The 20,854-nt window shown below is 40.2% G+C and carries 20 protein-coding genes and 1 other RNA gene; 15 read left to right on the forward strand and 6 right to left on the reverse strand.

Translation table 11 applies throughout. The annotated features are described in order from the left end of the window. Window position 1 precedes the first annotated feature (1 nt). From rseP to lpxA, 6 genes are read left to right on the forward strand one after another with little or no spacing between them, the layout of a single operon-like run. Complete coding sequence (gene rseP / locus ABZP31_RS05880) at window positions 2–1,357, forward strand: RIP metalloprotease RseP (protein WP_248134326.1); 1,356 nt, start codon at window positions 2–4, stop codon at window positions 1,355–1,357. A 24-nt stretch (window positions 1,358–1,381) separates the two neighbouring features. After that, complete coding sequence (bamA, locus tag ABZP31_RS05885; RefSeq protein WP_034428615.1) at window positions 1,382–3,886, forward strand: outer membrane protein assembly factor BamA; 2,505 nt, start codon at window positions 1,382–1,384, stop codon at window positions 3,884–3,886. A gap of 46 nt (window positions 3,887–3,932) precedes the next feature. Continuing rightward, window positions 3,933–4,430: an OmpH family outer membrane protein gene (locus ABZP31_RS05890; RefSeq protein WP_005025675.1), complete on the forward strand. Its 498-nt coding sequence runs from the start codon at window positions 3,933–3,935 to the stop codon at window positions 4,428–4,430. Between the two features lie 3 nt (window positions 4,431–4,433). Next, a complete protein-coding gene (lpxD, locus tag ABZP31_RS05895) occupies window positions 4,434–5,504 on the forward strand; it encodes a UDP-3-O-(3-hydroxymyristoyl)glucosamine N-acyltransferase (protein ID WP_248134223.1) in 1,071 nt (356 codons plus the stop codon). Window positions 5,505–5,510: 6 nt separating this feature from the next. Then, on the forward strand, window positions 5,511–5,987 hold the full coding sequence (fabZ, locus tag ABZP31_RS05900) for a 3-hydroxyacyl-ACP dehydratase FabZ (protein WP_005405310.1): 477 nt from the start codon (window positions 5,511–5,513) through the stop codon (window positions 5,985–5,987). Between the two features lie 7 nt (window positions 5,988–5,994). Then, window positions 5,995–6,783 carry an acyl-ACP--UDP-N-acetylglucosamine O-acyltransferase gene (gene lpxA / locus ABZP31_RS05905; RefSeq protein WP_005405550.1) on the forward strand — a complete coding sequence of 263 codons (789 nt, stop codon included), beginning with the start codon at window positions 5,995–5,997 and terminating at the stop codon, window positions 6,781–6,783. A 71-nt stretch (window positions 6,784–6,854) separates the two neighbouring features. Here lpxA and ABZP31_RS05910 read toward each other — a convergent pair whose 3' ends face one another. Beyond that, window positions 6,855–7,682, reverse strand: a complete 828-nt coding sequence (locus tag ABZP31_RS05910) for a YbgF trimerization domain-containing protein (RefSeq protein ID WP_227499279.1) — start codon at window positions 7,680–7,682, stop codon at window positions 6,855–6,857. Window positions 7,683–8,017: 335 nt separating this feature from the next. Here ABZP31_RS05910 and ffs point away from each other — a divergent pair. Beyond that, window positions 8,018–8,114: signal recognition particle sRNA small type (ffs, locus tag ABZP31_RS05915), an RNA gene on the forward strand. 9 nt (window positions 8,115–8,123) lie between these two features. Here ffs and ABZP31_RS05920 read toward each other — a convergent pair. The 4 genes from ABZP31_RS05920 to ABZP31_RS05935 all read right to left on the reverse strand — a co-directional run bounded on the left by ABZP31_RS05920 (window position 8,124) and on the right by ABZP31_RS05935 (window position 10,968). Next, entirely contained in the window at window positions 8,124–8,609 is a 486-nt protein-coding gene (locus ABZP31_RS05920) for a regulatory protein RecX (RefSeq protein ID WP_005405657.1), read from the reverse strand. A gap of 53 nt (window positions 8,610–8,662) precedes the next feature. Continuing rightward, the gene (recA, locus tag ABZP31_RS05925) at window positions 8,663–9,709 is read right to left on the reverse strand and encodes a recombinase RecA (RefSeq protein WP_248134222.1); all 1,047 of its coding nucleotides are present in this window, start codon (window positions 9,707–9,709) and stop codon (window positions 8,663–8,665) included. Between the two features lie 148 nt (window positions 9,710–9,857). Beyond that, window positions 9,858–10,298, reverse strand: coding sequence for a S4 domain-containing protein (locus ABZP31_RS05930; RefSeq protein WP_034679911.1), 441 nt, complete (start codon window positions 10,296–10,298; stop codon window positions 9,858–9,860). Continuing rightward, window positions 10,282–10,968 carry an HAD-IA family hydrolase gene (locus ABZP31_RS05935; RefSeq protein ID WP_248134220.1) on the reverse strand — a complete coding sequence of 229 codons (687 nt, stop codon included), beginning with the start codon at window positions 10,966–10,968 and terminating at the stop codon, window positions 10,282–10,284. Before ABZP31_RS05935 ends, ABZP31_RS05930 begins: the two co-directional genes overlap by 17 nt. Before the next feature lie 757 nt (window positions 10,969–11,725). Here ABZP31_RS05935 and ABZP31_RS05940 point away from each other — a divergent pair. After that, on the forward strand, window positions 11,726–12,574 hold the full coding sequence (locus ABZP31_RS05940) for a 3'(2'),5'-bisphosphate nucleotidase CysQ (RefSeq protein ID WP_138000675.1): 849 nt from the start codon (window positions 11,726–11,728) through the stop codon (window positions 12,572–12,574). A 61-nt stretch (window positions 12,575–12,635) separates the two neighbouring features. Further along, window positions 12,636–13,382, forward strand: coding sequence for a phosphoglycerate mutase family protein (locus ABZP31_RS05945; protein WP_005014586.1), 747 nt, complete (start codon window positions 12,636–12,638; stop codon window positions 13,380–13,382). A 225-nt stretch (window positions 13,383–13,607) separates the two neighbouring features. On the opposite strand, the gene rpsT is transcribed toward ABZP31_RS05945, so the two are convergent. Next, window positions 13,608–13,877 (reverse strand): 30S ribosomal protein S20, encoded by a 270-nt coding sequence (rpsT, locus tag ABZP31_RS05950; protein WP_005014584.1) that lies wholly within the window; start codon window positions 13,875–13,877, stop codon window positions 13,608–13,610. Window positions 13,878–14,090: 213 nt separating this feature from the next. Between rpsT and ABZP31_RS05955 the strand changes: the two genes are divergently transcribed. The 6 genes from ABZP31_RS05955 to ABZP31_RS05980 all read left to right on the forward strand — a co-directional run bounded on the left by ABZP31_RS05955 (window position 14,091) and on the right by ABZP31_RS05980 (window position 20,824). Beyond that, a complete protein-coding gene (locus ABZP31_RS05955; RefSeq protein WP_005025688.1) occupies window positions 14,091–14,756 on the forward strand; it encodes an NAD(P)H-binding protein in 666 nt (221 codons plus the stop codon). Window positions 14,757–14,769: 13 nt separating this feature from the next. Then, the gene (gene rraA / locus ABZP31_RS05960; protein WP_248134218.1) at window positions 14,770–15,279 is read left to right on the forward strand and encodes a ribonuclease E activity regulator RraA; all 510 of its coding nucleotides are present in this window, start codon (window positions 14,770–14,772) and stop codon (window positions 15,277–15,279) included. A 15-nt stretch (window positions 15,280–15,294) separates the two neighbouring features. Further along, window positions 15,295–16,068: a glutathione S-transferase N-terminal domain-containing protein gene (locus ABZP31_RS05965; protein ID WP_174498899.1), complete on the forward strand. Its 774-nt coding sequence runs from the start codon at window positions 15,295–15,297 to the stop codon at window positions 16,066–16,068. 175 nt (window positions 16,069–16,243) lie between these two features. Further along, window positions 16,244–16,603 carry a hypothetical protein gene (locus ABZP31_RS05970; RefSeq protein ID WP_174498898.1) on the forward strand — a complete coding sequence of 120 codons (360 nt, stop codon included), beginning with the start codon at window positions 16,244–16,246 and terminating at the stop codon, window positions 16,601–16,603. A 96-nt stretch (window positions 16,604–16,699) separates the two neighbouring features. Next, window positions 16,700–20,161: a transcription-repair coupling factor gene (mfd, locus tag ABZP31_RS05975; RefSeq protein WP_174498897.1), complete on the forward strand. Its 3,462-nt coding sequence runs from the start codon at window positions 16,700–16,702 to the stop codon at window positions 20,159–20,161. A gap of 228 nt (window positions 20,162–20,389) precedes the next feature. After that, window positions 20,390–20,824: an HIT domain-containing protein gene (locus ABZP31_RS05980; protein WP_005014577.1), complete on the forward strand. Its 435-nt coding sequence runs from the start codon at window positions 20,390–20,392 to the stop codon at window positions 20,822–20,824. Window positions 20,825–20,854: the final 30 nt, after the last annotated feature.

Genomic DNA, 20,854 nt, shown 5'->3' on the forward strand with positions numbered 1-20,854 from the left:
GATGAATGCTTTGTTTATGATTGTCGCAGCCATACTTTTACTCGGACCGCTGATTGCAATTCATGAGTTTGGACATTATTTTGTGGCACGTAAACTGGGTGTAAAAGTTCAGGTTTATTCAATTGGCTTTGGGCCAACCCTGATTAAGTGGAAATCAAAAAAATCAGGTATTCAGTATCAGCTTTCAGCCTTGCCTTTTGGTGGCTACGTCAAAATGCTGGATGAGCGTGAAGGAAATGTTGCTGAAGAAGACTTGCCGCAGGCATTTAACCGCCAGTCTCCCTGGAAGCGTATTGCTATTGTTGCGGCGGGGCCGCTCATTAATCTGGTATTTGCGATTGTACTTTTCTGGATTTTATTCCTGCCTTCGCAAGAGCAGTTAAATACACGTGTAGGCAAGATTTTTCCCGGAACCCCCGCTGCAGCTGTGCAAATGCAGACCGGTGACAAAATTACTGCTATAGACGGCACGCCAGTGAGCACTTGGGAAAAATTAAATTACGCTATAGTAGATCGTGCTGGTGAAACTGGAGTGATTCAGGTTCAGGTTGAACGGCAGGGACAATTACAGCAGTTTAATCTACCAATACAAAATTTCCTAAAAGATCAAAGTAAATCTCCTTTGGAAACTTTGGGTTTTATTCCTTATCGTCCACAGATTCCGGCAGTGGTGACCAAGCTGAGCGAAGATGGTGCAGCGATACGTCAGGGAATAAAGGAAGGTGACAAGATTGTTGCAATTGATGGCGTAAAAATGAAGGACTGGTTCGATGTAGTTGAAATCGTGCAGGCATCACCAGAGAAGCTTCTAAAGATAGATGTATTGCGTAATGGCGAAATCAAGCAGCTTGATGTGATGCCACAAGGTCAACGAGACAATATGGGAAATGTCATTGGCATGCTGGGAGTACAAAGTACGCCAGGTAAAGTTACAATTCCTGACGAATATAAACAAACAATTCAATATAATCCTGCACAAGCTTTAATGATGGCAGTAGATAAAACTGGTCAAATCTCCGGGATGATTTTGAACTCGATGGCTAAAATGGTTCGAGGGCTGATCGGTCTGGATAATTTGTCTGGTCCAATTACGATTGCCAAGGTGGCAGGCCAAAGTGCCGAGATGGGATGGCAAACTTTTATTTCTTTTATGGCTTTAATGAGTATAAGCTTGGGAATTTTAAATCTGCTTCCAATACCAATGCTTGATGGCGGACATTTAGTCTATTATTTTATTGAAGCGATTCGTGGTAAGCCCGTTTCTGAACAAATACAAATATTTGGTTTGAAAATTGGTATGGTACTGCTCGGTAGTATGATGCTCCTGGCATTATTTAATGATTTTATGCGTTTATGACGTAGATGATGGAATAAACTAACTATGCGGCACACACATCTATTTATGCCTCTAGCTCTTGTTAGCGCTATGGCAGCAGTACAACAAGTATATGCAGCAGACGAGTTCATTGCTCGTGATATAAAAATACAGGGACTTGTACGTCTGTCGCCTGCAAGTGTCTCTACCATGTTACCCATTAACAGTGGTGATCGGGTAGATGATGCAGCGATTTCAAATGCTGTACGGGCACTTTATGCTACCGGCCTGTTTGACGATATTAAAGCTTCCAAAGAAAATGACATACTGGTATTTAATGTGGTCGAGAGACCAATTATTTCTAAAGTAGAGTTTCAGGGTAATAAGCTGATTCCAAAAGAAGCACTGGAAGATGGCTTAAAAAGAATGGGCGTGGCTGAAGGAGAAGTATTTAAGAAGTCTGCAATTCAGACAATTGAAACTGAACTCGAGCAGCAGTACACCCAGCAAGGCCGTTATGATGCAGATGTACGTGTACAGACTATTGCCCGTCCAAATAACCGTGTAGACCTGAAACTTGAGTTCGTTGAAGGCACTGCAGCAAAAGTGGTTGATATCAATATCATTGGTAATACCGTTTTTAAAGAAGACGAGATCAAACAGGTTTTTGCAGTACGTGAAAGCAGCTGGAGCTCAATTGTTACACGTAATGACCGTTATGCACGTGAGAAAATGGCTGCAAGCCTGGAAGCTTTACGCGCTCTATATCTGAATCGTGGTTATATCAATTTTAAAATCAATAACTCTAACCTGAACTTGAGTGAAGATAAAAAACATATCTTTATTGAAGTTTCTGTAGATGAAGGCGAGCAGTTTAAATTTGGCCAGACCAAGTTCTTGGGCGATGCGCTTTATAGTCCTGATGAACTCAAAGCACTAAAAATCTATAAAGATGGCGATACATATTCACAAGAAAAAGTAGATGCAGTCAAACAACTATTACTTCGTAAGTATGGTAATGCTGGTTACTACTTTGCCGAAGTGAATGTTGCACCGCAAATTAATAATGAAACTGGTATCGTAGATTTAAACTACTATATTAATCCAGGCCAGCAGGTTACTGTACGGCGTATTAACTTCTCCGGTAACAGTAAAACAGCAGATGAAGTACTGCGTCGCGAGATGCGTCAGATGGAAGGCGCATTAGCAAGTAATGAAAAAATTGATCTTTCTAAAGTACGCCTTGAACGTACCGGATTCTTCGAGAATGTTACGATTAAGCCGGCACGTATACCGGGTGCACCGGATCAGATTGACTTAAATGTCGATGTAAAAGAACAGCACTCTGGTACTAGTACACTAGCAGTTGGCTATTCACAAAGTGGCGGTATTACGTTCCAGGCCGGTTTAAGCCAAACTAACTTTTTAGGTACGGGTAACCGTGTATCTATCGACCTGTCCCGTTCGGAAACTCAAGATTACTATAATCTGAGCGTAACTGATCCATACTTTACCATTGATGGCGTCAGCCGCGGTTATAACCTGTATTATCGTAAAACCAAACTTGATGATGACTATAACGTCAATAACTATGTAACTGATAGTTATGGTGGAAGCCTGAGTTTTGGATATCCGATTGATGAAAACCAGAACCTGAGTGCTTCTTTAAATATTGATAATACAGAAGTAACTACAGGACCATACGTTTCTACTTATGTTCGTGATTATCTGCTTGCCAATGGGGGTAAAACTCTAGGTACCACCCAATATTGTCTTGTTGATCGTGTAAAAGATGAAGCCACTGGGGCTTATAATTGTCCTGAGGGTCAACTTTCAGATCCTTATGGAAATAAGTTTGGGGGTGAATTCCTGACCTATAACCTAAATTTAGGCTGGTCTTATAATACTTTGAACCGTCCTGTATTCCCAACCAATGGTATGTCGCATCGTATTAATGCTGAAATTGCACTTCCAGGCAGTGATGTGGAATATCAGAAATTGACTTATGATGCCCAGGCATTCTTCCCGTTAGGTAAGGATTTTACTTTACGTACCTATGGTAAGCTTGGCTATGGTAATGACTTACCATTTTATAAAAACTTCTATGCGGGTGGTTATGGTTCGGTCCGTGGTTATGACGTAAGTACTTTGGGTCCTAAATATCCGGGTGTAACCTATTCTGAAACTAAAGTAGAAGATCCGTCTCCTGAAGAAGTCGGGGGTAATGCTTTAGTACAGTTTGGTACTGAACTGGCATTGCCACTTCCATTTAAAGGCGACTGGACCCGCCAGGTGCGGCCTGTAATCTTTGCTGAAGGCGCACAGGTATTTGATACACAATGTGACGTTTCAAACTCAACCATTTTCTATAAAGGGCAAAGTTTAGACAGCAAAAAATACTGTGAAGATAACTTTGGCTTTGATTTGGGCGAAATGCGTTATAGTGTGGGTGTAGGCTTTACTTGGATTACCATGATTGGTCCTATTTCGCTCAGCTATGCATATCCTCTAAATGATAAAGAGGGTGACGAGACCCAAGCTGTACAATTTGAAATTGGCCGTACTTTCTAAGTACGGTTTGATACTAACTACATTAAATATGACAGGGATGTACTACATGAAAATAATAAGACCACTGGTGGTAAGTTTAGGCCTGAGTCTGGCTGGTCTTACTCATGCGGCAGGATATGGGGTGATTGATCTGGAGCGTATTGTTGAAAACAGTACCTATCTGAAGCAGCAAAATGCCAGCTTGAGCCAGTCAGTCAAACCTTCTAGCACCCGTCTGGAACAGATTGGTAAAGAGATTGAAGCTTTACGCCAGAAAGCACAAAATAATAATAAAATCAGCGAGACTGAAGCACAGAAACTAAGTGCGCAGTATCAAGCTAAAATGGGCGAATTTAATACACTGCAGCAATCTTTACAGACACAAGTGCAGAATACACTTCAAACTATGAATAGAACCTTTGAGGCTCGTGTCAAACAGGCTGCTGAACAATTGCGCCAAGAAAATAACCTTGATCTTGTTTTGAATAAAAACTCGGCACTTGCCTATGACCCTAAACAGGATTTAACTGATAAAATGATTCAAAAGGTCAATGCAATTAAATAATCAATGAAACAACAACGTTATCGTCTGGAAGAGCTGGCTCATCTGGTAAAGGGACAGCTGGTCGGACAACCGCAATTCGAATTGCAAGGGCTTGCCAGTCTGGAAAATGCCCAGAATAATCAGATTGCTTTTGTAAACGGGCATAAATATCTTGAGCAGGCGCGTTCTTCCAAGGCGGGCGTGCTGATTACCACTGCAGAGTTACAGGCACAGCTTCCAGAGCATCAGAATTTCTTGATTGTGCCTAATCCCTATCTGGCTTTTGCCATCTTAACTCATGCTTTTGAGAGAAAAACAAAAGCAGTAGGTATTGAAAATACGGCTCAGATTCACTCTTCCGCCATTATATCTGATACAGCTTATATAGGTCATTATGTGGTTATTGGTGAGGACTGTGTAATAGGTGATCATACAGTTATACAGTCACATGCAAAGATTGATGATGGTGTGGAAATTGGCAAGCAATGTTTTATTGACTCTCATGTGACCATTACCGGTGAATCTAAAATTGCTGACCGTGTCAGAATTCATGCTAATACTGTTATTGGCAGTGAAGGTTTCGGTTTTGCACCTTATCAGGGAAAATGGCACCGAATTGTGCAGCTAGGCTCAGTTCATATAGGGAATGATGTGCGGATCGGTTCAAATTGCAGTATCGATCGGGGCGCACTTGACGATACTGTTATAGAGGAAGGCGTAGTTATTGATAACCTTGTGCAAATCGCACATAACGTTCATATTGGTGCACATACTGCAATTGCGGCTAAATGTGGTATTGCAGGAAGTACCCGAATTGGCAAAAACTGTATACTGGCTGGAGCATGTGGGGTAGTAGGACACCTGACTATTACTGATAATGTGACTCTGACGGGAATGTCAATGGTCACAAAAAATATTTCTGAGCCTGGAACGTATTCTTCAGGTACAGGTATTTTTGAAAATAATCATTGGAAACGTACAGTTGTACGGCTAAGACAATTAGCAGATGTGCCATTGACCCAACTGACCAAACGACTTGATCATATGCAATCTCAAATTGAGTCTCTTGAATCAACTTTTAAATTGCGTAAATAGAATATGATGACCGAGTCTAAAATCCCAGCATTTGCTGTGCCTGAATTACCAATGCACATTCAAACCATCCGCGAATATCTTCCACACCGTTATCCTTTTCTGCTAGTAGACCGGATTACTGAGGTGACAGAAAATGGAATTGTCGGATATAAAAATGTATCGATTAATGAAGAATTTCTCCAGGGACATTTTCCTAACTATCCACTTATGCCGGGGGTACTGATTGTAGAGGCACTCGCTCAAGTATCTGGTATTCTTGGCTTTATCATGAATGAACAAAAGCCATCAGAAGGTTCTCTGTTTCTTTTTGCAGGGGCTGAGAAAGTAAGATTTAAAAAACAGGTGGTTGCGGGTGACCAACTCGTATTAAAATCAGAGCTGGTAATGCAAAGACGCGGCATTTATAAATATCAATGTACTGCCAGCGTCGATGGTATAGTAGCAACTACAGCGGAAATTATGGTTTCGCATCAGCAAGTATAGAGCAGGCATGAGCAATAACGACTTCATTCATTCTACCGCTATTATTGACTCATCTGCAGTAATTGCTCCAGATGTACAGATTGGACCTTATTGTATTGTTGGTCCAAATGTGACTATTGGAGCTGGTACAAAACTCCACTCACATGTTGTAGTGGGGGGCTTTACCCGAATTGGCGAGCAGAATGAAATATTTCAGTTTGCCAGTGTCGGAGAAATATGTCAGGACCTGAAGTATGCAGGTGAAGAAACTTGGCTTGAGATTGGGAATCATAACTCGATTCGTGAACATTGCAGTTTACATCGAGGAACTGTTCAAGATAAAAGTTTGACTAAAATCGGTGATCATAATCTGTTGATGGTGAACACCCATGTTGCTCACGACTGTATTATTGGTGATCATAATATTTTTGCAAATAATGTAGGAGTAGCAGGTCATGTTCATATCGGTGACTTTGTAATTGTTGGTGGAAACTCTGGTATCCATCAGTTCTGCAAAATTGATTCTTATAGCATGATTGGCGGCGCATCGCTTATTTTAAAAGATGTGCCTGCATATGTAATGGTATCAGGTAATCCTGCACATGCATTCGGTATGAATGTTGAAGGTATGCGACGTAAAGGCTGGTCAAAGAGTGTAATTCAAGGGCTTAGAGAAGCTTTTAAGCTGATCTATAAAGCCAGTCTGACGACAGAGCAGGCTATTGAGAAAATTCGTGCAGAAATTCTTCCTGAAATTAGTGAAGTACAATTATTGATTGATTCACTGGAACAGTCAAAGCGTGGTATTGTGCGCTAAGCATGAGCTGTTATAAAAAAAGACACCAAGTGGTGTCTTTTTTTATAAGCTAATTTAGCTAAAATAATTTTCTATGATTTAAAATAGCCTGCTTCTTCAGACTTTGGATAGGTACTAATGAGTTTGTTTTTAAATCGGTTAGCAGAAGCAGTATCTTTATCGACATCCTTGGCAATGCTGTAGAGTTGATACAACGCTCGTGAGGCTTTGGCTGAGGTCGGGTATTGGTCTGCTACTATGGCATAGTTTTTCTTGGCTTCTTTATAATTTGGCGGCTCTACTGCCAGATTAAACTCAGCCAGCCAGAAGTAAGCATTTCCCGTATAAATACTGTTTGGATGGTTCTTGATAAAATTCTGCATTGGGGCTATAGCTTTCTTGGCACCGCCCTGTTTGTATGCATCCAGAGCGACTGTATAAGCTGCTTTTTCTAAGTCGCTCGGTGCCTGAGTAGAACTATTGCCTTGAGGCAAATTGCTAGAAGTACTATTAGATGCGATAGGGCTTACTGGAGTAGCAGTTGCTGGTTGAGCCTGTGTTTCTTCACTACTTGCCTCTTCATTTGCATTAGCGCTTTCAGGGTCAATTTTTTGAAGTAATAGTTCAATACGCTGATCAAGATCTGTATAACGATTTGTTAACTCTTTTTTGAGCTGGTCAATTTCATTTGCTTGTTCTTCAAGCTGACCACGTAAAGTACGTATATCATTTTCCAGATTCTGGTTTTTCTGTACCAAATCCCAAGTCGGATTACTGTTGACAGTTGGTGTGGCAGTAGAAGAAGTATTGTTATAGCTAGAGGATTGCGAGAGGCCTCTCGATTCAATTGGAACGGCTGCGTACAGTTGAGTTGTACAAAGCAGGGCAATGAAAAGAAGGGAATGCTTATTGAGCATAATTTTGGTCCATCATATCGAGTGATTGGTCATCACTTTATTGTCTTGTCCAGCTAGGATCTAAAAATATCTAGCTGAAGTTCTACAGTATGCAGTCATTAAAAACGGCTGGCTCAAGAATTGCAATAACTCTTTACAATGTTCAGGCATATTTGGCGAGCATGAGCTTTTCCGGCTAACCTATAATATTAATAGTTATACCTGTAAATGATTTTCATTGTTTAAATCTTTAAGATCGTTGAGGAAATAATCAATTGAACGCTCAAGGTGCGAAAATAAGGAGCAGAGACTTGCAACTTGGTTAAAAAACTCTATACTTGGTTTTGCAATGGTAGCCCCGCTGGTAGCCTCGCAATTGTACTCTGTGAACCCCGCCAGGACCGGAAGGTAGCAACGGTAGCAGATCTATGATGTGCCGAAGTTTTGCTAGTGGGGTTGCCACCACTATTCTTCATCAGCCATTCGGTTGACTGCTTTCATAATTGCTTCCATTTCAAAACCACGATACTGCAAAAAGCGGATCTGTTTTGCTTTGAGTTTTGGTTCCTTTTCAACCTCAAAACCAAATTTTTTCACTTTCAGACGATAAGCTTGCTCCGCCCAGTCTATATCAGATAAATCATCTTGAATTAATTCAGTATCCAGCTGCTTGGTTTTAAGAGCCAGTTTAATTCGATTCGGGCCTTTGCCTTTGCGTAATTGACTTGATAGCATCGCTTCAGCTACCCGCTGATCACTTTGATAAGAGTTTTCACTCAGTTCTTCAACTAATGTTCTTACTTCATCTGGATTCTCTGCATAGAGACAAAGTTTTTCAATCAGTTCGCCTTTTGAATATTCGCGTTTAGTTAGTAGGGCAAAAGCATAAGAGCGTAAACGAGTTCCGGTTAAAGGTTTTCGTTGAGTTTGCTGATTTCTTTGCTTAAACATGCAATCCTTCCTTAAATGGAAAAACGCCCCGTGGGGCGTTTCTTTCAGTTCAATTAACTTTCTAGGAAGTCCGGGACTTCTTCTGCTTCATCTTCTGCCACCGGCGCATTATTAGTAGTTAAGAGCTGCTCACGAATAAGACGCTCAACTTCTACTGCCAGCTCCGAATTTTCTTCCAGATGACGAATCACATTATTCTTGCCTTGGCCAATTTTATTACCTTGGTAAGAGTACCATGCACCAGCTTTCTGGATGATTTCTTGCTGAACAGCTAAATCAATCAACTCGCCGAGATGGTTAACCCCTTTGCCATAAAGAATCTGAAATAGTGCTTCTTTAAATGGAGGCGCCATTTTATTCTTGACGACTTTAACTTTGGTTTCAGAGCCAATAATTTCATCGCCTTCTTTTACCTGACCGATACGGCGAATATCCAGACGGACTGATGCATAGAATTTTAATGCATTACCACCAGTTGTAGTCTCAGGACTACCAAACATTACACCGATTTTCATACGAATCTGGTTAATGAAGATTACCATACAGTTAGAACGCTTAGCATTACCGGTAATCTTACGCAGTGCCTGGCTCATCAGTCGAGCTTGCAGCCCCATATGTGAATCACCCATTTCGCCTTCAATCTCGGCACGTGGGGTCAAGGCAGCAACGGAGTCGACTACGATCAGGTCAATTGCTCCCGAGCGTACCAGCATGTCTGCAATTTCTAATGCCTGTTCACCATTATCTGGCTGGGAAACCAGCAGGTTATCAATATCTACGCCAAGTTTACGTGCATACTGCGGGTCAAGTGCATGCTCTGCATCAATAAACGCACAAGTACCACCAGCCTTCTGACACTGCGCAATTGCCTGCAATGTCATAGTGGTTTTACCTGAGGACTCAGGACCGTAAATTTCAACAATACGGCCCTTAGGCAAACCGCCAATACCCAGCGCAATATCTAATGTTAAAGAACCGGTTGATACAGCTTCTACTGCCTGCACGGTATTATCACCCAAGCGCATTACCGTATTTTTACCAAACTGTTTCTCAATTTGGCTTAACGCGGCATTGAGCGCTTTGCTTTTGTTCTCATCCATCTCACAACCTCAAAACTTTCGTAATATCACTATTCACTCAAGTGGATGTATCAAAGTAAAAACTTGTTTCCACCAGATTATAGTGACAGATTTATAATGACGTTTCTATGTGTTTTCCGGTCTGGGCGACACAATATGACGTGTAATTTTAACCATCATTATATGACCAAGAGTGGTCATTCTGATGATCATTTCCATGTTTAAACTTGTTGATATCGCGACGATCTTTTTTGCTCGGACGATGATCTGGTCGTGCTAGATTATGCAATTTTCGTTGCGATGCAATCAATTCACGACGAGCGATACTTACGGGTGTTTCTTCATAAAGCATCTGGGCAACTGGTGCAGGACCACGAGTGTTTGACAGGGCTTTAATAGTTACGGTTTTACGGTCAAATCCTTGCTGAATGGTTAACTCCATTCCTATACGTATTTCCTTGGAGACTTTTACCCGTTCACCCTCATGGTGGACTTTACCACCTTCAATGGCTGCTTTCGCAACTGAGCGGGTTTTAAAAAAACGCGCTGCCCATAGCCATTTGTCTACGCGCATGCTTTCAACGGCAACATCTTCATGCTGTTTTAACATTGATTTCCTTGTAAGCAGTTTCTGAAATAAAAGGAAAGAGTTCAATTAAATTATCTATGGCAGGATAATCTAGTTGTTCTTGCAGGCGAGGTGCTTGCAAACTTGAAGGTTGAAGAATAGTGAACAGGTTTTTAATTCCAAATTGCTTGGCACTGTGTAAGACCTGAGCTGTATCATCAATCAATACGGCCTGTTCCGGATTGAAAGAATGCTGTTGCTGCAGGTACTGCCAGAATGCTAGAGTTTCTTTAGGATAGCCAATCTGTTCACTGCTGATGATTAAATCAAAATGAGGGCGCAGTAGTATATTTTCAAGCTTTAATTCTAGGCTTTTACAGTCAGCATTGGTGACTAGCCAGCAAACATGACCAGCAGCCTTTAGCTGCTCTAAAAGCTCTAAACTCCCAGGTCTGAGACAAATTTTACTTTCATGGTTTTGCTGCATTTTTAGTATATTGATACCAGTTTGTAGGCTCCAGAATGCAGAAGAATACCAGTTCAAAGTGTGTTTATGATCTAGATAAAGCTGCTGTAGATATTGATGGCTTTTCTCTAAGGAGTAGCCGTGAAACTGGGCATAGTGCTCAGGCAAGCATTGATTCCAGATATAGTCGTCAAAAGCCAGATCCAACAGTGTGCCGTCCATATCAAACATTATTAGTTTAAGCATAGTTGTCCTGAACAAAGTTATTTTTTCTTTAAAATTATAACTCAAATACAAATAAGTTTTATTTAAGCTGACTTAATTAGCTAAGATTTTTAAAATATATAATTTTTGAATTTATCTTCTAATAAAAAATATTAAATATAGATAAGTTAAAATATAAATAAGCTTATGCTAATTAAAATTATAAGTATTATTAAAGTACATCTAGGTTATTTTATTAATATTAAAATATAAGTTTTTGAAATTGATATTATTTAAATATTTTTTAGATAAAGGGTAAAATAGTATTCTATTCAACTTACTATTTTTGTTTTAATATTTTTGGTCATATGAAAATTTTTAGATTTCTTTAGAATTATAAGGGTTAAGTAATAAGGAAAAACAAATGAATAATAAGTTACTCATCATTAGTCTTATAAGTCTTATTATTTTACTTGGGTTTATAGCTAAAAATGAAGTTTATGAAAAAATGCAGAAGGATAATCGTCAAGTTATATTGGAAAATAAAGGAATTTCTAATAGGATTTTTTAGTTTACTTAATCTTTAAAAATAGATCTATAGGATTTTAAATAAAAATTTTCTACTTAATAAGTGTGATATGTATCACGTTCTTGATTTATAATAGGAGCTCTATTATTAAAATATAATGTTTTAATAACTAAAACTGAGGGAAGATAAAAATATATTTCACTTTCGTATACAAGCAAATGATGAAAGTTAGTGGTAGCCTTAACACCTCCAAGTCCGGACTCTGTATTTATGTTTATTCAATCTCAAGCACCTACAGATGAACTTATGCTTAAGCTTTTACCTATGCTTGAGCAAGCTGGCCAAACTCTTTTAGAAGAGTATGAAGGTTATTGTGCAGGAAATGATTTTAATATTAATAAAAAAATAGACCAGTCACCTGTAACTCAAGCTGACTTAAAGATTAATCATTATATATTGGAACAGTTGGCATATCTTACACCTGAAATACCAGTTCTATCAGAAGAAAGTGATTATTCGAAACGTCATCAATGGCCGCTTTGCTGGCTGCTGGATCCTCTTGACGGCACTAAAGAATTCATTCATGAACGTGATGAGTTTACGATTAATCTCAGCTTAATCAGGCACCATAAAACTATATTTTCAGTCATTGTTGTACCTTGTGAAAAGCGCATGTACATGGGCTATCTTCAAGATTTACCATTTCGCTATCAATTCAGTCAGCGGCAATGGTATCAGTATCAGCAAAATCTAGCAGATTATAAGCAAATCCAGGTAGGGTTAAGCCACGGCAGTAAAGATGTGCGCTATCAGCAATTTATGGATCATATTGCGCAGCAGTACTCCGTGGTACGACGTGAAGCGGGGAGTGCTTATAAATTTTGTATGATGCTAGAAGGCGTGATCGATATTTACCCGCGCTTTCACCCGACTTCTGAATGGGATACAAGCGCCGGGCAGGGGCTTTTGGAAAGTATCGGTGGTGGCCTGTTGAGTTTACAGAAAGAACCTTTTACCTATAATGCGCGTAGCAGTGTATTAAATAACGGGTTCATAGCATTTACTAATCAGGTAACCCGGACTCTCTCGCTTGAGGCTTTGGCGCAAGTAAAGCTTTAACCTGAACATCAGCTTACTCTCATGCTATAGTAATAGATAAATTGAGTTATTAAGAAATTCTATGTCGCTGAAGTTACTGCCGCCCAGTATGCATAAAGCCTTGGAACTGTTACCTGAAGCCTCAGTGCCTGTAACCTTGTTTACGCGGCATTCTTTAAGAGAAATTGTAGCAGGGCAGGGATTGGCTGGGTACGACCTGCAGTTAACAGAACAAGGCCGTGATTTAGCCCATGAATGGGGTGCTTATCTCATTAAAAATACGGATCGCTTGATTCAGCACTGTATTTCGAGCCCTATTCAGCGCTGTATTGATACAGCTGCTTTGATGATTGAAGGGGCAGATCAGGTAACTCCTGCTTTAAATACACATTCGATTGAAATTGTTGAGCAGGGTCTACTGGTGGAACCTGGAAGCTTTGTACTGGATATCCAGCAGGCTGCACCTTATTTTAAACAGCAGGGTGCATTGGGCTTTATCAACAGTTTTGTCAATAACACATTACCTGGTATGAAGAACCCTATTATGGGCGTAATGGATGTACTTGAGCTGATTTACAGCACTCATCCGCAGAACTGTCGAGGTCTAAGTCTGGCAGTAAGTCATGACACCATTATTGCTGCTATTGTCGCCATAATTTCAGGACACACTCAAATTAGCCAAGCCGACTGGCCACAAATGATGGAGGGATTATTTGTATGGTTTGAAGGTGAAGATTTTGACCATAGTAAACTGAAGTGGATTTGGCGAGGTGAGTTAAAAGAACTGTCTATTCAGCAGTTTCAGGCCCAGCAAGCAAACATTTCCTGAGGATAACAACTGACAGGTTCCGTAGAAAATTCTATAATAATTGATAGATAAAAAAATATTCAGTAAGTCAGAGGATATAAGTAATAATCCTTTAAATTTCATACAGAATAATATCAGTATTCTTATTTTTAATAATATCTACTACTCTAAATAGCAAAAAAAATTGAGCTAGAGAAATTTTAGCCAGAAAAAAAGCCCATTATAGGGCTTTTTTACATATATCACTTAGTTAGAAGCTAGAGCTTTAACTTGAGTGTTTAAGCGGCTCTTATGACGAGCTGCTTTATTTTTATGGATGATGCCTTTATCAGCCATACGGTCGATTACAGGAACAGCTTTTTTATAAGCTTCTGTAGCTACTGCATAATCACCAGCAGCAATTGCACTTAAAGTACGCTTGATGTAGGTACGAACCATAGAACGCAAGCTCGCGTTGTGTTTGCGCGCTGTAACGTTTTGACGCGCACGTTTTTTTGCCTGAGCAGAGTTTGCCACTCTTGCACTCCTTGAAATAGATTGGTCTGGGCGGGCTGTAGTTGAAACTGACCTTCACCAGAAGACACCATAACCAGCCCGTAAACAAGTGCCATATTTTGATGAAATGGCACGCCGAAGTCAAGTGTCGCGACGCTTTCACAACATTTTACTTGAAGATAAAAATGAAAGAAAACGTTAGATTATAAGAAATTTAAGAAGATAGGCTAAAAAATGACTGAAAATATCAAAAGTGCCATCGTAATTGGAGCAACAGGGCTAGTTGGACGAGAGCTAGTTCGAGAATTACATCAACTGGCTGAATGTGAACGCATTACTGTAGCAGTGCGGCAAGAAGATGCCGAATATAAGCAAATGTCTAAAGTAGAGCAGTTGGTCGTATCTGACTTTTTTATGTTAAATGATGAGGATGTAAGTGGCCATACTCATGCATTTAGCTGTCTTGGCACTACCATCAAAAAAGCAGGTTCTAAACAGGCATTTTATAATACTGATTTCGGCATTAATGCGCATTTTGCTGAGCTGGTTCAGGATGATGTGCTACATTTCCTCTTGGTAAGTGCAATGGGTGCAGCATCTGAATCTATATTTTTTTATAACCGGGTTAAAGGTGAGCTTGAAGATTATATCCAAAGCATGGATATGAACCGGATATCATTTATAAGGCCTTCGCTATTGCTCGGAGAGCGTCAGGAAAGCCGTATTCTGGAGGATTTAAGCCAGAACCTGTTTCGTACAGTTGAAAAATATATTCCTGGTAATTTTAAATACAAACCTGTGACAGCTCGGCAAGTAGCTCATACTATGGTCAAGGCAGCGCAAAATCAGACTGAAAAATATAAAGTTTATGATAATTTAGCTATACAGAATATGCCGTAATTGGAGATAAGACATGAATACAGAATTCGTAACCTGTGACCTGCTAGATAATAATCCTGATAAAGAACTACAAGTAATGTGTCCATCAATTGATGGTAAATACTTTAAAAGTTACGGGTTGCGTAAAACCTTTGGTGGACAAGTGGTTACAGTAAAATGTTTCGAAGACAACTCAAGGGTGAAAGAGCTTCTTGCTACAGATGGAACGGGTAAAGTACTGGTAGTAGATGGCGGTGCTTCCATGCGATGTGCACTTATGGGTGACATGATTGCTGAATCAGCTGTAAAGAATCACTGGAATGGCGTAATTATTTATGGCTGTATACGTGATGTTGATGCAATTGCAGAGCTGGATCTGGGGGTACATGCATTGGCTGCCATTCCACAAAAAAGTAACCGTAAAGGCATTGGCGAAGTTGATATAACTTTGTATTTTGGTGGAGTGACTATTCATGCCGGTGATTATATTTATGCCGATAATAATGGTATTGTCATATCGAAAGAAAAGCTTGTAGAAGCATAATTATAAGGAAAAAATATGGTGAATCATCAAACTAAAGTAATTCAGGCGCTGGTTTCTAGTTTTACAGAAGGTGGAAGAGGTGTATCGGGAACGCCCCATCCTCATCAACCCGAAAAACCACTCAAGCTTTATGAGTTTGAAGCTTCACCATTTTGCCGTCGTGTACGGGAAGTATTGACACTTTTAAATCTGGATGTGGAAATCTACCCTTGTCCACGTAATGGTACCCGTTTCAGGCCCATAGTCCAAAAAGAGGGCGGTAAACTGCAATTTCCTTTTCTGATTGATGAAAACACCGGCGACAAACTGTATGAATCGGAACAGATTATTGCTCACTTATTCAAGTACTATGGCAGGAATGGGCGAGTACCTAAAGCCTATCAGAATTATCCGAAAATACCTTATGTTGCTATTGTGGGAACTCTTGTTAATGGGTTAAGAGGTGCTTTTTCTAAGGTCAATACAGGTGATGCGCCTGAGCAATTACTAGAATTATGGAGTTTTGAAGGCAGCCCTTATTCACGCGTAGTTCGTAGCGTACTGAGTGAGCTGGAAATTCCATATATTTTGCATAATGTTGCCAAGGAACGCTGGCAAGATATGGGGCCAGCAAAATTAAGACTTAAGCCAGGCAAGTATGTGCCTGTTTCTGGTGGGAAACGTGAGCAAGTCATGCAGGTGATGGGGCGAGATATTCAGGTCCCTTATCTGATAGATCCAAATACTAATACTAAGATGTTTGAGTCAGCAAAAATTGTTCGTTATCTTCAAGAGCAGTACGGTAGCTAACTAAAGCGCAAAAAAACTGCATTGAATACCAGTAAAAAGCACTTGCATAAAAGTGCTTTTTATTTTGATCTGAATAGCCTAAGCTTTTTAAGCTATTATCTTCCTATTCAATCTGTTTATTTTGATAATCTATATTTAGACTCAAAATTTATATTTTAATCTGTGATTTAGAAATATGTTTAACAAACTTGTCCGACTCTTCAAAACTACAGCTAAAGAGACCGAAGAACAATCCTATTTAAGTGAACAAAATATTTACTTTGATCAAGACCAAGGGCCTATCGTTGATGGGATTGTGCTAAGTGATTTAAATAATCGTCTTGAATATTTTTCAAATCGTAAGCTTGAAAATTTTCAAGATTTAAAAAAATTATTTGAAATCAGTTTGCAGATTAATGAAAAAATAGATCTGGAAATTGCCACAGGCCGTTATGTTGAGCGCTTGGGAAATAATGAGCAAAATTTAAAAGAACTGAAAAAAGTTATTGAAAAGCTGAATAGCTACTATAAAAAATTTCTGCGAGATAGGGTATAGATAGTTTTATTCTTCAAGGTCTTTATTAAAAATAACCAAAAGCCAAAAAACATCATGATATTATGGGCAATGACATTTAGGCCTAAATCTATCTACATGTTCCAGAAAGAAATCTCTCAACTTAATTTAAAACAATTGAAAGCAGGTGAAAAGCGCTGGGTAGGCTCTTTACTTGGTTCTTCAGCCGCACTATTGCTTAAAGAAATTGCTGAACAATCACGGCAATTATTAGTCTTGGTGGCTAAAAATAACCAGCATGTAGCCCAGCTCGAGAGTGAGCTGGAGTTCTACGGTATAAAACCGATTATTTTCCCGGATTGGGAAATCCTGCCTTATGACCGGTTATCTCCCCATCAGGATATTGTCTCGGAGCGCCTGGCTATACTTTCTAATATGCCTCAGCAGGGCATATTACTACTTTCAGCCTCTACATTGGCACAGCGAGTTGCTCCAACTTCCTGGATATTAGGCGAGCATTTCGATATACGTGTCGGTCAAAAATTTGATCTTGAACAGCAGAAACTACGTCTGGTACAGGCTGGTTATCTTTTAGTAGATACAGTTTACGATCATGGAGAGTTCGCGGTACGCGGTAGTATTATGGATATCTATGCTTCGGGTCAGGAGGCACCCATCCGTATAGATCTGTTTGATGATGAAATTGATAGCCTTAAATTTTTTGATCCAGAAACTCAGAGAACAACAAGTAATTTAACTCAATTCAAGGTTCTACCAGCAAAAGAGTTTCCGTTAAAGGACGGACGTTCTACCTTCCGTGACCGTTATGCTGAGAGCTTTCCGACTGCCAATCCAAAAAAGAATCCTATTTATCAGGATGTCATGGAAGGTATTGCATCACCGGGTATTGATTTCTATCTGCCATTATTCTTTAGTAAACAGTCAATTCAAACTCAAGGTATGCTATCGGCATACTTACCTCAGCATTCCATTGTCATTACAGATAGGGATTTAGATGAATGTTTGATCACCTTCTGGAAGGATGTTAATCGTCGTTATGAAGATCGACGTCATAATGCAGACCAGCCTATTCTGCCACCAGAAGATTTATTCTTAAAACCGAATGCTTTACTTGAGTTACTCAATCATTTTCCCCGAATTATTGCATCATCTGAACAATTTGAAGAAAAGGCGGGTGTGATAAATATGGCGGTTTCAGAGCCGCCCCGGCTTCCGGTTAATCCTAAACATGAAAAACCATTTCATCAGGTTAAAGAATATATCGATAACGCTCAGCATCCAGTTTTACTGGTAACTGAAAGTGCAGGACGTCGCGAAAGTTTACGTGATGCCTTACGCTCGACTCTGGGTGATATTCCTACTGTTGCAAATTTCAATATTTTTCAGAATGATCAGTATAAAATTGCAATTACTACTGCTCCACTTGAGCGTGGATTAATCATTAATGATCAGCTGACCGTTATTTCTGAAAATCAGTTGTATGAGCACCGGGTAGTTCAGCGACGTCGTAAGCGTCAACAGGAAGTTTCTGAAGAATTTTTAATTCGTAGTCTGACTGAACTGAGCATTGGTGCACCTGTTGTACATATTGACCATGGTGTAGGACGTTATGCAGGGCTGGTTACCTTAAGTATTGATGATCAGGAGTATGAGTTTCTGCAGCTGGATTATGCAGAAGATGCAAAAGTATATGTGCCCGTTACTAACTTGCATCTTATTAGCCGTTATAGTGGCGGTGACCCGGATTTGGCTCCGCTACATAAGATTGGTAGTGATGCCTGGAACAAGGCTAAACGGAAAGCACTTGAGCAAATTCATGATGTGGCTGCAGAACTCCTGCATATTCAGGCCCGCCGTCATGCCAAGCCCGGATTTGCTTTTGAAATAGATCAGAGTCTGTATATGCAGTTTGCCAGCGGTTTTGCTTATGAAGAAACCCTGGATCAGGCAAATGCTATTGAAGCGACATTATATGATATGCAAAAAGCTGAGCCTATGGACCGTCTGGTCTGTGGTGATGTAGGCTTTGGTAAAACCGAAGTGGCAATGCGTGCCGCTTTTGTAGCAGTACAGAATAATAAACAGGTCGCGGTACTGGTACCGACAACTCTGTTAGCCCAGCAACACTATGAATCATTCAAAGACCGTTTTGCAGACTGGCCGGTTCGTATTGAAGTGCTATCCCGTTTTGGTTCAAACAAGGCCCATGTAAAAAATATTCAGGATCTTGCAGACGGTAAAGTCGATATTGTAATTGGGACTCATAAACTTTTACAGGAAAATGTACAGTTTAAAGATCTGGGACTAATGATTGTTGATGAAGAACACCGTTTCGGGGTACGAGATAAAGAGCGTATTAAAGCAATGCGTGCAGATGTCGATATGCTTACTCTGACAGCAACGCCGATTCCACGTACACTAAATATGGCATTTTCAGGCATGCGTGACCTGTCGATTATTGCCACTCCACCAGCACGCCGTCTGGCTGTAAAGACATTTGTGCAGGAGCATACTGATGCTTCTATCAAAGAGGCTATTTTGCGGGAATTACTTCGCGGTGGTCAGGTATATTTCCTTCATAATGAAGTCGACAGTATTGAACGTACTGCAGAGAATATCCGTGCACTTGTTCCTGAAGCACGAGTTGCCGTTGCACATGGACAAATGCGTGAACGTGAACTCGAGCAGGTAATGCAACAGTTTTATCACAAACAGTATAATGTGCTGGTTTGCTCGACCATTATTGAAACTGGTATTGATGTCCCTAATGCAAATACTATTATTATTGAACGGGCAGATAAATTAGGTTTGGCACAATTACATCAATTACGTGGGCGTGTTGGGCGCTCCCATCATCAGGCTTATGCCTACTTGCTGGTACCTTCGATTAAAGCTTTAAAAGGTGATGCAGAGAAACGTTTAGATGCCATTCAACGTGCTTCTAATCTGGGCGCCGGTTTTATGCTTGCTACAGAAGATCTTGAAATCCGTGGGGCGGGTGAACTGTTAGGTGAGCAGCAAAGTGGTTCTATGCAGGCTATTGGCTATAGTCTATATATGGAAATGCTTGAAAAAGCGACCAAAGCAATTCAGCAGGGCAAGACCCCAAATTTTGATGCTCCGCTTTCCTTAACTGCAGAGATTAACCTGCACATGCCAGCACTCATTCCAGATGAATATTTAGGGGATGTACACCAGCGGCTCTTGTTTTACAAGCGTATCAGTAATGCCGATACACAAGATAAGCTCGATAATATTCGTATGGAGCTAGTTGACCGTTTCGGTCTTGCACCGCAACCAGTCAAACAGTTATTCAGTGTGCATCAGATTCGCCTGAAAGCGGAACAACTTGGAATTACCAAGGTGGATATTGGGAGTCACGGGGGAAGTATCGAATTTTCACCTGATACAGCTGTTCAGGCGATCAGTATTATCCAGCTTATGCAAAAACAGCCGACTCACTTTCGCATGGAGGGTGGGCAACGCTTAAAGGTGCTGGTCATGCTAGAAGAGTATGAACAAAGAATTGAGTTTATTTTGAAACTTCTTGACCAGTTAACTGCAGACTTAAATCGCTAAAATAAGGCGAGGACTGAACAAGTCTTCGCAAACCTTTTTGACGGGTTAAGTATCAGTAAGTAATAAAAAAAACTTAAAGCAACAGGTACCTTTATTCATTTATCTTGGACTTATAAAATTTGAGATAAATTAATAATTATTTGTAAGGAAAGGCAGTTCTCAGAATATTCACACCATATTGGATGTGATAGTATTAGCTATCATTGTTATTGCATCATTTATAAAGATATGTTTAGTTTGCATCCACAACTTGCTCAAGATACTTTTTTTGTTGGCGATTTTCCGCTTTCAACATGTCGTCTGATGAATGATATGCAATTCCCGTGGCTTATCCTTGTGCCACGTGTACCTGGCATTACTGAATTATACGAACTTAGCCAAGCTGACCAAGAACAATTCTTACGCGAATCAAGCTGGCTATCAAGTCAGCTTGCCCGTGTGTTCCGTGCAGATAAAATGAATGTAGCTGCTTTGGGCAATATGGTTCCACAATTGCATTTCCATCATGTTGTTCGCTATCAGAATGATGTTGCATGGCCTAAACCTGTATGGGGTACACCTGCTGTACCTTATACCAATGATGTTCTGGCACATATGCGTCAGACATTAATGCTGGCCTTGCGTGGTCAGGGTGATATGCCGTTTGATTGGCGTATGGACTAGTAGTAGACGCCTGTTCAAGACCATGCTACC

Source organism: Acinetobacter sp. FL (assembly GCF_040744925.1).
Taxonomy (GTDB): Bacteria; Pseudomonadota; Gammaproteobacteria; order Pseudomonadales; family Moraxellaceae; genus Acinetobacter; species Acinetobacter radioresistens.

Excerpts from the sequence above, each read along its gene's own strand:
- rseP (WP_248134326.1), top strand. The coding sequence starts at position 2 with ATGAATGCTTTGTTTATGATTGTCGCAGCCATACTTTTACTCGGACCG.
- bamA (WP_034428615.1), top strand. The coding sequence starts at position 1,382 with ATGCGGCACACACATCTATTTATGCCTCTAGCTCTTGTTAGCGCTATG.
- ABZP31_RS05890 (WP_005025675.1), top strand. The coding sequence starts at position 3,933 with ATGAAAATAATAAGACCACTGGTGGTAAGTTTAGGCCTGAGTCTGGCT.
- lpxD (WP_248134223.1), top strand. The coding sequence starts at position 4,434 with ATGAAACAACAACGTTATCGTCTGGAAGAGCTGGCTCATCTGGTAAAG.
- fabZ (WP_005405310.1), top strand. The coding sequence starts at position 5,511 with ATGACCGAGTCTAAAATCCCAGCATTTGCTGTGCCTGAATTACCAATG.
- lpxA (WP_005405550.1), top strand. The coding sequence starts at position 5,995 with ATGAGCAATAACGACTTCATTCATTCTACCGCTATTATTGACTCATCT.
- ABZP31_RS05920 (WP_005405657.1), bottom strand. The coding sequence starts at position 8,609 with ATGTTTAAGCAAAGAAATCAGCAAACTCAACGAAAACCTTTAACCGGA.
- recA (WP_248134222.1), bottom strand. The coding sequence starts at position 9,709 with ATGGATGAGAACAAAAGCAAAGCGCTCAATGCCGCGTTAAGCCAAATT.
- ABZP31_RS05930 (WP_034679911.1), bottom strand. The coding sequence starts at position 10,298 with ATGTTAAAACAGCATGAAGATGTTGCCGTTGAAAGCATGCGCGTAGAC.
- ABZP31_RS05935 (WP_248134220.1), bottom strand. The coding sequence starts at position 10,968 with ATGCTTAAACTAATAATGTTTGATATGGACGGCACACTGTTGGATCTG.
- ABZP31_RS05940 (WP_138000675.1), top strand. The coding sequence starts at position 11,726 with ATGTTTATTCAATCTCAAGCACCTACAGATGAACTTATGCTTAAGCTT.
- ABZP31_RS05945 (WP_005014586.1), top strand. The coding sequence starts at position 12,636 with ATGTCGCTGAAGTTACTGCCGCCCAGTATGCATAAAGCCTTGGAACTG.
- ABZP31_RS05955 (WP_005025688.1), top strand. The coding sequence starts at position 14,091 with ATGACTGAAAATATCAAAAGTGCCATCGTAATTGGAGCAACAGGGCTA.
- rraA (WP_248134218.1), top strand. The coding sequence starts at position 14,770 with ATGAATACAGAATTCGTAACCTGTGACCTGCTAGATAATAATCCTGAT.
- ABZP31_RS05965 (WP_174498899.1), top strand. The coding sequence starts at position 15,295 with ATGGTGAATCATCAAACTAAAGTAATTCAGGCGCTGGTTTCTAGTTTT.
- ABZP31_RS05970 (WP_174498898.1), top strand. The coding sequence starts at position 16,244 with ATGTTTAACAAACTTGTCCGACTCTTCAAAACTACAGCTAAAGAGACC.
- mfd (WP_174498897.1), top strand. The coding sequence starts at position 16,700 with ATGTTCCAGAAAGAAATCTCTCAACTTAATTTAAAACAATTGAAAGCA.
- ABZP31_RS05980 (WP_005014577.1), top strand. The coding sequence starts at position 20,390 with ATGTTTAGTTTGCATCCACAACTTGCTCAAGATACTTTTTTTGTTGGC.